This is a genomic window from Nocardiopsis metallicus (assembly GCF_014201115.1).
In the GTDB taxonomy this organism is placed as follows: domain Bacteria; phylum Actinomycetota; class Actinomycetes; order Streptosporangiales; family Streptosporangiaceae; genus Nocardiopsis; species Nocardiopsis metallicus.
Genome location: NZ_JACHDO010000001.1, coordinates 3,772,695 through 3,786,436, shown reverse-complemented (window position 1 = coordinate 3,786,436; position 13,742 = coordinate 3,772,695). Strand labels below are relative to the sequence as shown.

Below are 13,742 nucleotides of genomic sequence, written 5' to 3'. Positions count from 1 at the left end.
ACGCGCCTAGCCTGTAACGATGAGCCCGTGACCTCCTCCGACCAGCCCGCGCCCTCCTACGAGGAGCTCGCCGCGCTGGTCGTTGAGCAGGCAGCCACGATCACCCAACTCCGCGCTGATCTGTCCCAAGCCAACGAGCGCATCGCCGAGCTTCAAGCCCGACTGGACAGCGACTCCACGAACTCCTCCAAGCCTTCCTCCACGGACCCCTTCGTCAAGCCGAAGCCGAAGTCCCAGCGCCGCCGCACCGGCCGCAAACCCGGCGGGCAACCCGGCCACCCAGGCCAAACGCGCGCCCAAACCCCGGACCCCGACCACGTGCTGGAACACCACCCCCACACCTGCGGTGGGTGCGGAGGAGACCTGGCCGGATCCGAGCAGACCGGGCTGGTGCGCCGCCAGGTCGTGGACCTGCCCCCCATCAAACCCACGGTGACCGAGCACCAGATGATCGAGCACACCTGCGCCTGCGGGGAGCGCACCCGAGCCAGCGCCCCCGAGGGGATCAACGCTCCGGTCCAGTTCGGAGCGAACGTGCGCGCGATGATCTGCTACCTGTACCTGGGCCAGTTCCTGTCCGCCAAGCGCACCGCCCAAGCCCTGTCGGACCTGGTGGGATGCCCCGTGTCGGCGGGCACAGTCGTGGACACCGCACGCCGGGCCGCCACCGCGTTGGAGGCCTTCACTCGCGCCGCCACCGAGGAGATCGCTTCCGCCCAGGTGGCGCACTTCGACGAGACCTCGCTGCGGGTGGGCGGGGGCCTGGTGTGGGTGCATTCGGCCTCCACCGGCAAGTGGAGCCTGCTGAGCGCCCACCCCAAACGCGGCACCGTGGGGATGGACGCCGCCGGGGTCCTGCCCGCCTTCGCTGGGTTGGCGGTCCATGACGCCTGGGCCCCCTATGACACCTATAAGGGTGTGGCCGCTCATGTGTTGTGCAACGCCCACCTGCTGCGCGAGTTGCAAGCGGTCCAGGACGCGGCTGGGGAGGGGGTGTGGTGCTGGGCCGGGCAGGCCGCTGACGCGCTGCGTCAGATGAAGCGCCTGGTCGATGCGCACCTGGCCACGGTCTCCTCGCTGGAGGGAATCGACACCGTGCGTTTGGACGGGCTGGGTCACCAGTGGCGCAGCGCGGTGGCCATCGGCCTGGCCCAGACTTCGGGCCGGGAGTCCAAGCTGGTGGCCAAGTTCCACGCGTTGGCCAGGCGGATGCGCGACCGGGAAGCGGATTACCTGCGGTTCACGGTCGATGAGCGGGCCCCGTTCGACAACAACGCGGCCGAGCGCGAGGTGCGGATGGTCAAGGTCCGCCAGAAGGTCTCGGGGTGCTTACGGTCCCTGGCCGGGGCCGAGTGGTTCTGCGCGGTGCGCTCCTATATCGCGACCGCCGCCAAGCACGGTATTGGCATGTTCGACGCCCTGGTCCACCTGGCCCAGGGCGAGTGCTGGATGCCCGAAACAGCTTGAGTCTTCTTCAGGACACCTGAACAGTCACAATGCAAGAAGATCTGCTCCGCAGCGGAACCATCCGGGCTTTCTTGCATTGCTTAGTTGGTCGACGAGTTTCAGAATTTCAGATTGCGCATTCATGGATGGCTTGACGATATCTTCGTCTTGTGGAAGCTTGTCGCGGTTCATCCATGCAGTCAGTTCGACACAGTTGTCGCTGACCATGGTGCCGACTGCTGATTGTTCGTGACGACTACGCTCGCGTTTAGCGGCCGGCGGTGCTGTGGGATGCGCGGACCTGACCTTGTCAGGATCCTCTGCGATATAGAGATCGGCGGCGAGGAACCGCATATAGAGGTCGAGCTCGTCGAGAGCACGATAGTAGGTAGTCACGAGGCTGTCGGTGCGTCTTCTGAGGTAAAGTAGAAACTCCGACGGGCGCTCACCGATCTCGGCGATGACAGCGAGGTCGTGGAGCGACAGGACGAGTGGCGGTCGGTCTTCAGGTAGGAGCCCGGCATGCTGGAGGTCGGCAAGATTTGTGCCGAGCGGGCCGATATCATCGAGCACCACCACGATGCTCCTCACCTCGCGAATGCCCGATAGATCTAGCCAGGTTGTTTTATTCTCCCAGACACCATGATTGGTCTCAATGAGTTCTCGGATACGCGTAGCCTGGCGTGCTCCATCACCGAGCGTCGCCTTAAGGTCGCGCTTCAGGCGACGTACATCTCCACGTCGAGCCTGGTCGGCGATCGACTTCCCTTTCACTTCTACGATAACGGCGACGTCATCAATCACGAAGAGCGCATCACCCTCCACTTCATTGGCTGATTGGCGAAGGGTCACACTGTCAGGGCCGAGTTCGTCCGTGGAGACCCCAGCTTTTGGTGCAAGATAGTGGTAACCTTCGCGAAAAGCAGGCGTTCCGAGAATGATCGAAAGATATTTATTCGCGAGCTCTTCGCTGAGCGGTTGTCGGACCTTCTGGTCGTACCTGCGCACATCGGAGGAGTTGGGCGGAAGCGCGCGCTCGAATATCCGTCGAAGCACATCGATGCCAATTTCGCTCGATGTCAGCGCGAAATTTTCGTGTCCGTCAGACATCAGCGGTCGTGTTAAGAACGGGTTGTTGCCCATCAATAGATCGAAGACTCGATTTCCCGGGCTTTCAGAGCCGTCGAACTGTTGCGCGAATGAATTGAGGATCTTCTTCGCCGTTGCGATATTCAGCCCCGATACGCCTGAGACGTCGGCTGGCGTGATGACCGACCGGTCTGCGGGGAGGAATAAGAGTGGGATTATCCCGGACGTGAACTGCTCGATGACTTCGCGAGAAAGTCCTTTGGGGTCGAGATGCTGGTGCGCCATGAGAAGATTGCCGGTCTCGTCGCGGAGGCGGGTCATCCGTTCGGCAGAGATTTCATTCATTGCCGATCGCACCGCACTTAAGTCGCGATAGCCATAGCCAAGGTGAGTCTGCATGAGTTCGCTCGAGGCTGATTTATCGAACAACCTGCGATCGTGTTCGTCACGGATGTGGTCGTATTGCAGGTTCCGAATGTTCAGCACAGCACCCTGGTACTCGCTCGCCAGCCGCCCGAGTGGTTCGCCGCTGAGCTGGCCTTCGGTCAGCTGACGGTAGCTAGCTATCCGGGCCAGCCTGACACAGCGTTCGTGCAAGTCCGAGATCACCTCGTGCGGCCGCGTATCTTCCCTTGGCGTGGGATCTGGCTTACGCGATGGCCTAGCCAGCAGTACGGCTGCGACGATCTCCACCGGTAGTGACGCACCGCCAGGCGGAGCAAGGCGCGGGTCGGCGGCGATCGGGAACTCCCGCATCCGCATCAACTCGATGACATCAAACGCGTCGGCGTCTGCGACCATATCGACGATCGCCGCAACATCCTCTTCGACGCGCTCGCGGAGGATCGCGCGTGCATCCGAAACGGTCTTGCAGTTGCGAAAAGGTAGGAGTTCATTCACCGGATCGCCCAACAAATCCGGATCGAAATCACCCACCACCCTTCCCAACGGATGAAAGGTCGACATGTCACGCTCCAGGCTCGGTGTAACGAGCATAGAACAAGCCGACGACGACCGGAGGCACGTTTAGGACATGGTGTATGCCGGGATCCTCTCCCGTCACTCGATGCGCTGGGTCTCGGCTACCTGTAGGTGGACCAGCGGGTGATGGTGTCCCCGGTCTGCAGGGTGGTGAGGCGGTGGCGCCACTGCGCTTGCAGGCCTGGGTTGGTGTTCAGCACCGGTAGGACGCTGGTGACGAGCTTGAGTTCGCGCACTTGCCTGAACACGGGGAATGCGGGCCAGTCCAGCACGTCGTAGCCGTACTCGGCGGCGAGCGGGGTGTGGGGGTCGGTGGGGTAATCCATACGGACCTTGCCCACGGCAGCGGGGACCAGGTCCCACTCCCTTGGCCCATGGCTGAGACTGTCGAAATCGCAGATCACCGGCCCCTCCCCACCTGGGATGAGGTTGCCCAGGAACGGGTCGCCGTGGATCACCCCGGCCGGGAGCTCGAACACCAGCCCCTGGACCTGGGCCTCCAGCCTGTTGGTCCGTTCGACCAGGAAACCGCGGTCGGTCTCGGCGAGTCCTTCGGCGTCCGCGATGCGGCTGCGGATGCGCTCGAACGGTTCCCACGAAGGCAGCGGGAAGTCGGGCGCGGGCAGCGCGTGCAGATGCTTGAGGATGCGGCCAAGGTCGGTACCGGTCGGCTCCGGGCCCGTTTCGGGGACCAGGTGCCAGAAGGTCGCCACGGCCCCCGCCGCCTCCACCGGCTGGGCGATCTCCTCGACCAATCGCACCGTGGGAGCGTCGTGGTGGGCGAGCCACCGGGCGGCCTGGATGACCACAGGGACGCGTTCGACCACGGTCGCCGATCCGGCGATGCGCACCACCATGCCCGCTCCCGGGAGGCGGTAGACGGCGTTGTTGGTGAACTTGATCAGCTCAGCGCCCTGAGCGGCCTCAGCTCCTAACCCGGCCTCGGCACACAGGGCGGTGAGGACGTTGTGGACGCGGTCCCGGGTGAGGGCGAACCGGGGGCTGGTGGAGGGGGTACCGGTGGTGCTCATGATGAGCGAAGGGTAGCAATCTCGGCGGCCAGTTCCGCTGTTTCTCCCCGCGACCGGTAGTTCCGGGCCGCTTGTTGGAGCGGGGCGAGGCGGTCGATGACGCGCACGGAGCGGACCTGGCGGGCGAGGGTGACCGCTTGGTGGCCGATGCGTACCCCCTGGTCGGGGTCGCCGTTGAGGATGTGCGCGGTGGCCAGGGTGGTCAGCTCGAAGGCCTGGCTGCGACCCATGGCGGGGCTGCGGGCGTCCACGGCCCGGTACAGCGACTCGGTCGTGACCGTGTACGCGCGGGGAGAGGGCCCGGGCAGCGCGGCGTTGACCACCCCGGTCAGAGCGTCCAGGTCGGCCTCGTGGAAGAACCGCACCCAGGGCGTGGCCACGTTCTCAGCGCGAGCGAAGGCGTCATGGGCACGGGCGAGCGATTCCATGGAGCGCTTGGAATCTCCCAAGACGGCGTAGGCCCAGGCCGCGTTGGCGCACATGAGCGCGACAGTGCGCTCACACCCCGAGTCCTGAGCGGCGATCTGCCCGAGCTGGAGGAAGCGCAGGGACTGCACGGTGTGGCCTCGGTGCAGGTGCAGGCGCCCCATCCGATAGAGCACGTTGGCCACCAGCGAGGGCTCCTCGATGTACTGAGCCTGTTCCAAGGCCAGCGACAGGTGCTCGGCCGCCACCCTGTAGTGGCCCACGTCGAAACTCGCCCACCCGGCGAGGTTGTGCAGGTCGGCTACGGCGCGGTGCAGCTGCAGGCCGCATCGGTTCACGGGTTTGGCCACGCGCAGCAACCGGTGCGCATAGGCCAGGTGCGCCATGATCGCGTCCAGGCACGCGCCGCCACCGAGCTGGTAGTCGGCGGCGCGCAGGGCCTCGGTCACCGTCTCGACGTGGTCGATGTCGGTCCCGGTCACACGGCGAACAGCCAGCGGAGCCTCGGGGAGCTTGGGCCCTTTCCACCTGGTGGGGTCGATGTCGATCGCGCCCATGGTGACCTGTGCGGCGTGGGCCAGCAACCTGGTGCTCTCGGCGGTCTCACGCTGTTCGGGGGTGGCGGTCACGCTGGGGGCGCCGAGGCCGTTGAGGAATCGGCGCAGCTTCACCACGTCCTTGAGGTCACGCCTGCCCGATTCGAGCTGGGAGACCATTGACTGGGAGAGGCCGGTCAGACGTCCGATGGCCTCCTGGGAGAGATCGCTGCGCGAACGCAACAGCCGTACCAGAGATCCCGCGTCCAGCCTTCCCGCTGCCTCCTGCGCCCCGGGACTATCCCAGAATCCCTTCGGTATGCATCGACACCGATTCTTCGCATTGGAGACAGAGGATCTTTCGATGCCGCAATTGGTGCATATCGACATCTCTTCTCCTTCTGCCCGGGGCCGTTCAAACCCATAGAACAACGCCTCAGCAGGCTCCGCCAGGCCCGGCGAAGAATCCATCACCACCGTAATAACGATCATCACCGCTGTTCATGGGATCCGCCCCCGCCCTCACCCAAAACTGAGAACTCCACAACGACCTGGAGCTGGTGCACAAGGCACGAAAGACCAGGCACGAGAGGACGGTGAGGCGAATGAGGGGCGCACTGATGAAGCACAAGAAGAACGGGAAAAACGGCGCCGACGCGCAAGCGGTCCCGCCGCTGCCCAAACGCACCACCGCACCGGTGGACAGCGCTCCACTCCTCCTGGAGACGGCCGCCGCGCCCACGGGCCACGCCATGACCGTGCCCGGGGAACCCTCGTACGCCGCGATGATGCGCCGCTACGTGCGCACCCGTGCCTCACTGCCCGCACGAGAGGTCGGTTCCGTGGAGCTTCTCGCATCGGAGCTGTTCAACAACTGCCTGCGTCACACCCGATCGGGCCAGACCGGCGGGGAGGTCACCATCAGCGTGTTCAAACTGCCCGGACGCACCCAGGTGCGTATCACCGACGCCGGCCCCCGCGCCGGGGAGATCACCGTTCCCCACTTGCGGCCGGTCGATCCCGACAGCGAGTGCGGACGCGGCCTGCACCTTGTCGCAGGGGACGCGAACCGATGGGGCACCGTCCACCACGACGACGGACGCACCAGCGTCTGGTTCGAAGTCGACAGGCCCGGACACGCCACCAACCAACCCGTAGACCGGCCCGAGCACACCCCGAGGTGAGCGCGGTGGCCTGGGACGTCAGGGACGACCACGACCAGTACGGCCTCGCCCGCCAACTCCAGCAGCGCCACCGGAGCCGATGGCTCGTGATGTGGGGACCCGGCTCACGCGCCTACTTCGCCTTCTACCGAGGTCAAGCCCACGTCTTCCCGCTGTCCGCGCCCACCGGGCAGCAACTCCACCGCCAGATCCTGCGCACCGAGGCCGCCCTCGCCTCACCAGCTCCCACCGGCTGGAACTGCCCGGATCCGTGTTGCTCCTGGACCTTGACCCAGCCCGCCTTTCACCACTGCCCACAGCGCCCGACATGAACACACCCCTGACCGACGCACGAGCCCGCTGCCGCGACCTGGCCGACCCCGACCGCATGTTCGGAGACACCCTCCAGCAACGCCGAGCACGCCACATCTGCGCCCCCTGCCCCATCAAGCGCGCCTGTCTGGCCGAAGCACTCCAACGACCCGTCGAAACCGGGCTCTGGGGCGGCATGACCGCCCGAGAACGCCGAGCCCTGCGCCGCCACAACCCCCAGGTACGGGACTGGTTCACCTACCTGGTCCAAGCCCAAGCCGCCCTCCAACAGTGAAGGACCGACACCCGTGCCGTCCCCGACCGGTGATGACGCTCTCACCTCGCTGGAAACCCTCACCCCCGCCGAGGTAGCCGCACTCTTCCGGGTGGACGGCAACACCGTCGCCCGCTGGGCCGAGAACGGACACATCTCCAGCTTCCGCACCCCGGGCGGACACCGGCGCTACCTCAAGAGCGAGGTCCTCGCCCTGCGAACCCAGCAACGCTCACTCGCCCACTGAGAGCACCGCCTGCCAAGGCCCGAAGCCCACGACCACCCACTCAACCGAACACGAGACCGCAAGGAACGGAGCCCCCGTGCCCCACACCCCCCGCAACACCCAGCCCTTCGCGGGAACCCGCGACCGGTTCGGCCCCGAACTGCGCCAGCGCGACTACGCCCAGTCCGTGCTCGCCCACTACGCCCACACCCGCGGATACGACCGCCTCGAGGTCCCCGCCCTGGAACGCAAGTCCTCCTTCAGCCGCCAGATCGTCGGCGCCTCCCCCTGGCCCGAGTGGAACCCCAAGGGCGTCTTCGAACTCGACGTCCCCGACTACGGCCCCGGCCATACCCGGACCTACGAGAACACCCCAGCCGTACTGATCCCCGAGGGCACGGTCTCCGTGGCCCGCTGGCTGGCCTCGGTCATGCCCGCACAGACCCTGCCGCTGAAGGTCTTCTACGACCTGCCGTGCTGGCGCAATGAAGCGGTCGACACCCTCTCCCCGGGCAAGGCGCGCGAGTTCCGCCAGTTCGGAGTCGAGATCCTCGGAGTCGCCTCACCGGCCGCCGACGCGGAGATCATCACCTTCATCGACGGAGCACTCCGCGCCTTGGGAGTACCAGAGCACTCGGTCCGCGTTCGGATCAGTGACGTGGCCCTCTTCCGGACCCTGGCCGAACAGAGCGGGTTCGAAGAGCAGACCACCGTCGCGGTGAAGGAGTGCCTGGACGCCCTGGCCGAATGCCGGGCGGGCAAGGACCCCGACCGGGCTCGTGAGCTCACCACGCGGCTGAACACCCTGCTCGCGGGCCGCCCCGCGGAAACGGTGCGGCGCTGGCAGGCGATGGCCCACCACGACTCCGGAGACATCGACCCCGACCTCCTGGCGACCTTGGGCGAGGTCGCCCCCGGCCATCTGGAACAGCTCGCGTCGACGACCCAGGCACTACGCCAGGCGGGCCTGAACACGGTGATTGATCTGGGCGTGGTGCGCAGCCACGAGTACTACACCGGCCTGGCCTTCGAGGTCGACGTCGTCCTGGAAGACACCAGCTTCGTGGAAATCGCCGGCGGAGGCCGCTACGACCACCTCATCGGCCACTTCGCCTCACACGGACCCGGAACGGTCCCCGCCAGCGGGTTCGCCTTCGGTATGGAACGCCTCCTGGCCGTCATGGACGCCTGCGGAGCCTTCACCGGCGCACCCACCCATCAGCGATCCCACCACTTCGGCCCCAGCACCGCCGACCGCCTCCTCGTCCCGACCTCGACCGGAGACCCGGTTCGCGACTACCTGAGGGCCTACACCGCCACCCGGGGCCGCACCGACGGCCAGCGCGTGGACCTGTGGGTGGGCGAGGCCGCCGACACCAACTCCCTCCACCGCTACGCCCAGGCCCGACACATCCCGGAGACCACCTCGTGCTGACCACCACACTGCACCGCCTCTCCCCGCCCCTGAACGCACTGTGGAGGAGGACCCTCACACACTGGACGCAGGAACTGCCACCTCATCTGAGCGGCCTCGGTCAGGATTACCTGGCCTACGCCCAGGTCGACTCCCTGCTGCCCCGCCCGGTCCTGGCCCTGGTCGGAGCCGGACACGACCGGCCCGAACTCCCCGAGAGCCTGGTCGAGGAACTCGGTCCCCTCGCCCTGGTCCCGCAGGTGATCAGAGACTTCTTCGCCATCCACGACGACATCGTCGACGGCGACACCGAGAAGTTCGGCCACCCCACCCTGCCCGAGGCGTTCCGGCACCGTATCGGGGCCGCAGGCCACGGCGCCGCCCTGTTCTGGGGAGACCTGCTCCTCTCCCTGATCAGGGACCTGATGAAGGACGCCGAACCGCGAACCCGAGCGGTTCTGTGGGACGTGGTCATCGAGTGCGTGAGCCGGACCCAGCACGGACAACTCCAGGAACTGCTGTGGCAGCGCGAAGTCGGCACCATCACCACGGAGGCCGTTCTGCGCATGTACCGCGACAAGGCGGGTGACTACTGCTACGGCCTCCCGTGGCGGATCGGGCACGCCGCCACCGGCGCGGACCCCGACCAGCGCGAGACCGTCGCCCGTGTTCTGGAGACCATTGGCACCGCTTCGCAGATCGTGGACGACCTGGCCACCGGATGCCCGGATCTGATGAACGCGGGCAAGGACGACGCGGCCGAGATCCGCACCCTGCGCCGCACCCTCATCCTGATCGAACTCCACCAGCGCCTCCCCGCCGATCACCGGCTGCGCCAGGTAATCGAAGGGGAGCATGCCACGGACGAACAGGCCGAGGAGATCCGCCGAGCCTTCGTCACCACCGGAGCGGCCCGGGCCGCCGCTCACACCGCGGCCGCACTGGTCGAAACGGCACTGCAAGACCTGTCCCGTGCTCGACTCGGCGCGGCGGCCCACGCCTACATCACCGATTTGGCGCACCAGCGTGTCCTGAAGGGCCTGCGCCCCGTTCTCGACTAACTCACTCCCCGAAGCGATAGCGCACCCAGGCCAGGGCGGCCTCCGCCGCCCTGGCCTGGAAGGCGCGCAACCTCACTCCGCCTTGGCCAGGTGGAGGAGCCTGACGGCAGGCCCGCGCCCAGTACCCGGCTGCCGCGATGGCGAAGGAGTCGACCGCCACAGCCGGGGCCGAGGAGAACCGCACCGACTCCGCCACTCGCTTCTCGGCGGATCGGGGCGTGTGCCCGGCCAGGATGAGGTGCGGCACCAGTTCCACCGCGTCGATCCAGGCCGCACCACGGCAGGGGTGAGCCCAGTCGACCACCCACACCCATTTGCGCGCGTCGATGAGCAACTGGTCCGCGCGGATGTCGCCGTGCACCAGAGTGTTGCCCTCCACATACCGAGTCCACAGGGTTTCCGACGCCGAGAGATGTTCGAGGTTGGCCACGGCCCAGGGGTCGAGCTCGCTCGAAGGGGCTTCTCCCAGGGCTGACCACCCGTGCAGGACCGGACCAAGCACCTGGCGTGCGGTGGGAGTCGACGCCACAGGGCTGGGCGTGAGGTGGTCTGCCAGGGCGTCGAGCGAGGAGATGACCGCGTCAATGTCGTTGGAACCTGGGGACAGGTCTGCCTGGCGACCGAGAACGGCGGTGAAGACCACCACCCGCCATTCCTCTTCTGTGCCCTCCCACACCAGGTGTGGAACAGCTGCCCCTTCCGGGACGACCGAGGCCACGGCGGCTTCAGCATCCAACGTCGGACACAAAGGATGGTCTTGCGGCATCGCCTTACAGAACAGCGCGCGTCCGCTGGCGGTGGTCAGCAGCGAGGCCAACGCCGGGGTGTAACCGCCCTCCTGCGACTTCTCGCTGACGATCTCCTCCCCGAGGAAGAGAGCGACCTTCCTGCGAACAGCCGTAGGAAGGTCGCCCCACCGGGGACGCGAACCGCTCACGTGGACAACGGGCGGGGTTCGGACTCGTCCAGGGCCTGAACCACCAGGTCGAACCCGGACGCGGCCAGACGCTTGTACACGCCCTTGCCCTTACCCCCGACATGCACGGTCTCGACCACATCGCCCCGGTCACGCAACCGGTCCGCGTGCTCAGCGACCCGTGCCAGATCCTGATCGGAGCGCCAGAGCAGGGCCACCCGGTGCTCCCTCTGCCCAGAGGCGGGGGCGAGCACCTCGGCCAAGCGCTCGAAACCGATGCTGAACCCGCAGGCGGGGGTCGGCTGCCCGCCGATCCGCCCGATCATCTCGTCGTAGCGGCCACCACCGGCGATCGAGGACCCAAGACCCGGAGCGGCCACCTCGAAGATCGGCCCGGTGTAGTAGCCCATCCCGCGCACCAGTGACAGGTCCATGACCAACCGCGCCTTCGGTGCGGCTTCGGGCAGGGCCACCGCCGAGGCGATCGTGCGCAACTCCTCCAAGGACTCCTCGTCCACCCCAGCGGGCAACACCTCGGCCAGTTGGTCAGGCGTGCCCGCTGACTCAGATCGCGCGAGCACCTGTGACAACTGGGTGATCGCGGTGTGAGGGTGGCCCGCGTCCGCGAGTTCACGCTCAACCCCCTTCACATCGATCTTGTCGAGCTTGTCCACCACGATCAGAGCGTGTCCGTGGGCATTGTCGGGAAAACCGCACGCGCCCAACAAGCTGGAGAGCAGACGCCGGTGGTTGAGCCGGATCGTGAACTCCTCCAGCCCGACCGCGGCCAAGGCCCGGCTACCCGCGCTGAGAAGCTCGATCTCGGCCAGGAGCGAAGCCTCACCGAGAATGTCGATATCGCACTGGGTGAACTGCCGGTAGCGGCCTCTCTGGGGGCGCTCAGCACGCCAGACCGGCCCGATCTGCACTGCTCGGAACGGGGACGGCAGGTTCGGGGCGTTGGTGGCGTAGAAGCGGGCCAGCGGGACGGTCAGGTCGAACCGCAGTCCGGCGTCGGCCAGGGACGCCACATCGCTGATCTGCTCTAGGGAGAGGCCACGGCGCAGCGTCTTGAAGATCAGTTTCTCGTTGTCACCGCCCTGGCCGGACTCCAGGAAACGCAGGTCCTCCAGAGCGGGAGTCTCGATGGGCCGGTACCCGAACCTGGCGAACTCATGATGGATGGTGGCCTCCAGCCACTGACGCCGCTCTGCGGCATCGGGCAGGACATCGCGCATACCCCGCACAGGGGACGGGCGTTGGGCCACGATCGCTCTCCTCAAGGTGATGTCTTCAACGGCGATTGCCAAGGCCCAACCTAACCGGGCTCTGCGGATCTTGGGGAAAACTCGCGGATCTGGGCCTTGAGAACTCTGATTTGGGAGTCGCCTGGCGTGATTTCACGCGAACGTGTTCGGCAGCTCCGGGTGGGCTATCCAGGCTTGGAAGACGGTTGGGGTGGCCTTGCCTCAGGTGACCACCGACCAGGTCAACGCTGGAACCCGCATCGGTTTGGGTGAGATACAGGTGGGTGACATGCCGTTCTACGACACCGGGGCCCGTCGCACGTGACGAGGTACGTGGGCGGCGGGCAGATGGTCAACTCACCGCGTACAGGGCAGAGCATCCGGGTCGAACCCGTGGACGGCCCCTACTACCCGACCGTGTTCGTGGCGGCGGTGCGGCCGGGCTGAGCGGCCACCACCCGCCCCACACCGGCACAGGGCGGCCCCGGCCCGGGGAACCCCCGGGTCGGGGCCGCCCAGCGGGCCGTGGGGCGGCTGTGGGGCCGTGCGGGCACGTCGCCCGCGTAGCCCCATTTCCCGTGTTTTCGCTGGTCCATGACTTCTACGCAATGCGGGGTTGAAAATACTCGCTTGCATAGGGAAACATCGCACCCACGCCGTTCCACCCGGGTGAACGCGATTCCTATTTGTCCGAATTCTTTCGCGTGCTCAAAAGAGAGGGCTCCTTTGTGATGCCCGCACACACTCCCCGCCTGCCCCCGCTGACCTCGACCGAGTGGCCCCGAAGAGCCAGCTAGAAGCACCTGACCGCTGGCATCGAGTGGGGTCAGGAAGCGCAGTCTCAGCGAGTGGCGTACGACCTCGCCGGGGCCATTGACACCCACCCAGCCCCGAACAGCGGAACACGCACCTCGAGAAAAAAGAAGAACAAAAGAAAAAGTGCCTCGGACGGTGCTCCAACACCGCCCGAGGCGTGATCGCCCACCTGAATCAGCCAGGAGGAAGACCATGGACCATGGTAGGGGCCGCCACCGCAGGCGTCGACGCGGCTGGGCCAGCCGCGTGCGCTGGACGGTCGGGGCCGTACTCGAAGCCGTTCTCGGCGTGCAGAAGCCGCCGCCCCCGTTGCGCCCGCGACCAGCGAAGAAGACGCCTCCCGGGCGAGCGGTCGCGGCGGCACCTGCCCCGGTGCCGTCTGCGGAGCCGGAGTGGGTGCGCCGCTATGACCGTGCCCGTCGCGATCACGCGGACCGGGCCAGGCAGCTCTACGCACCCCAGGTAACGTCGACGCAGTTGCCGAGGTTCGGGTGGTGCGAGGACGATGCGGGTGGGCGTGCGGTGCGCCCGTACCTGGTCGCGCACGAGCAACGAGCACGCGGCCACCGCCAGCCTGAGCGCTCGGCGTCGCAGCGGCACCGGCATAGTCCGCCACCTTCGATCTCCCCTGCGCGGGTGAACAAGGTCCAGCAGCCGGGCGAATGGGACGACTTGGCGGGGCTGGTCCGGCAGTGGCACGCCCAGCAGCAGCCGGTCGCCTGAGGTAGAAGACAAGTAGCAGGGCCGTTCCCGCACCGGGGGTGGCCCTGTTTGCGTTTGCTCGTTTTGGTGTTTGTGCAGGTA

At 66.7% G+C, this 13,742-nt stretch carries 13 protein-coding genes; 8 read left to right on the top strand and 5 right to left on the bottom strand.

From position 1 onward, the window contains the following. The first annotated feature begins 27 nt into the window (after positions 1–27). Entirely contained in the window at positions 28–1,467 is a 1,440-nt protein-coding gene (gene tnpC, locus HNR07_RS16430; protein ID WP_184360673.1) for an IS66 family transposase, read from the top strand. A gap of 24 nt (positions 1,468–1,491) precedes the next feature. On the opposite strand, the gene HNR07_RS16425 is transcribed toward tnpC, so the two are convergent. The 3 genes from HNR07_RS16425 to HNR07_RS16415 form a co-directional block, all read right to left on the bottom strand. Then, positions 1,492–3,501: a hypothetical protein gene (locus tag HNR07_RS16425; RefSeq protein ID WP_184365743.1), complete on the bottom strand. Its 2,010-nt coding sequence runs from the start codon at positions 3,499–3,501 to the stop codon at positions 1,492–1,494. Between the two features lie 116 nt (positions 3,502–3,617). Continuing rightward, positions 3,618–4,547 carry an aminoglycoside phosphotransferase family protein gene (locus HNR07_RS16420; RefSeq protein ID WP_184365742.1) on the bottom strand — a complete coding sequence of 310 codons (930 nt, stop codon included), beginning with the start codon at positions 4,545–4,547 and terminating at the stop codon, positions 3,618–3,620. Beyond that, the gene (locus HNR07_RS16415) at positions 4,544–5,899 is read right to left on the bottom strand and encodes a helix-turn-helix domain-containing protein (protein WP_281386765.1); all 1,356 of its coding nucleotides are present in this window, start codon (positions 5,897–5,899) and stop codon (positions 4,544–4,546) included. Before HNR07_RS16415 ends, HNR07_RS16420 begins: the two co-directional genes overlap by 4 nt. 230 nt (positions 5,900–6,129) lie before the next feature. Here HNR07_RS16415 and HNR07_RS16410 point away from each other — a divergent pair, with 230 nt between their 5' ends. From HNR07_RS16410 to HNR07_RS16385, 6 genes are all read left to right on the top strand, one after another. Continuing rightward, positions 6,130–6,693: an ATP-binding protein gene (locus HNR07_RS16410; RefSeq protein WP_184365740.1), complete on the top strand. Its 564-nt coding sequence runs from the start codon at positions 6,130–6,132 to the stop codon at positions 6,691–6,693. 5 nt (positions 6,694–6,698) lie between these two features. After that, positions 6,699–7,004, top strand: coding sequence for a hypothetical protein (locus HNR07_RS16405; RefSeq protein WP_184365739.1), 306 nt, complete (start codon positions 6,699–6,701; stop codon positions 7,002–7,004). Continuing rightward, complete coding sequence (locus tag HNR07_RS16400; protein ID WP_184365738.1) at positions 7,001–7,279, top strand: WhiB family transcriptional regulator; 279 nt, start codon at positions 7,001–7,003, stop codon at positions 7,277–7,279. Before HNR07_RS16405 ends, HNR07_RS16400 begins: the two co-directional genes overlap by 4 nt. A 13-nt stretch (positions 7,280–7,292) precedes the next feature. Next, positions 7,293–7,505: a BldC family transcriptional regulator gene (locus tag HNR07_RS16395; protein ID WP_312893838.1), complete on the top strand. Its 213-nt coding sequence runs from the start codon at positions 7,293–7,295 to the stop codon at positions 7,503–7,505. A 76-nt stretch (positions 7,506–7,581) separates the two neighbouring features. Continuing rightward, positions 7,582–8,919, top strand: coding sequence for an ATP phosphoribosyltransferase regulatory subunit (locus HNR07_RS16390; RefSeq protein ID WP_184365737.1), 1,338 nt, complete (start codon positions 7,582–7,584; stop codon positions 8,917–8,919). Then, positions 8,913–9,959, top strand: a complete 1,047-nt coding sequence (locus tag HNR07_RS16385) for a polyprenyl synthetase family protein (RefSeq protein WP_184365736.1) — start codon at positions 8,913–8,915, stop codon at positions 9,957–9,959. The genes HNR07_RS16390 and HNR07_RS16385 overlap by 7 nt, the downstream gene beginning before the upstream one ends. A gap of 1 nt (position 9,960) precedes the next feature. Here the strand turns inward: HNR07_RS16385 and HNR07_RS16380 are convergent, their stop codons facing one another. Together HNR07_RS16380 and hisS are read right to left on the bottom strand one after the other, a co-directional pair. Continuing rightward, the gene (locus HNR07_RS16380) at positions 9,961–10,896 is read right to left on the bottom strand and encodes a phosphotransferase family protein (RefSeq protein WP_184365735.1); all 936 of its coding nucleotides are present in this window, start codon (positions 10,894–10,896) and stop codon (positions 9,961–9,963) included. Further along, positions 10,893–12,143: a histidine--tRNA ligase gene (gene hisS / locus HNR07_RS16375; protein WP_184365734.1), complete on the bottom strand. Its 1,251-nt coding sequence runs from the start codon at positions 12,141–12,143 to the stop codon at positions 10,893–10,895. Before hisS ends, HNR07_RS16380 begins: the two co-directional genes overlap by 4 nt. A gap of 300 nt (positions 12,144–12,443) precedes the next feature. Here hisS and HNR07_RS34955 point away from each other — a divergent pair, with 300 nt between their 5' ends. Then, positions 12,444–12,569 (top strand): hypothetical protein, encoded by a 126-nt coding sequence (locus tag HNR07_RS34955; RefSeq protein WP_312893836.1) that lies wholly within the window; start codon positions 12,444–12,446, stop codon positions 12,567–12,569. Positions 12,570–13,742 lie beyond the last annotated feature (1,173 nt).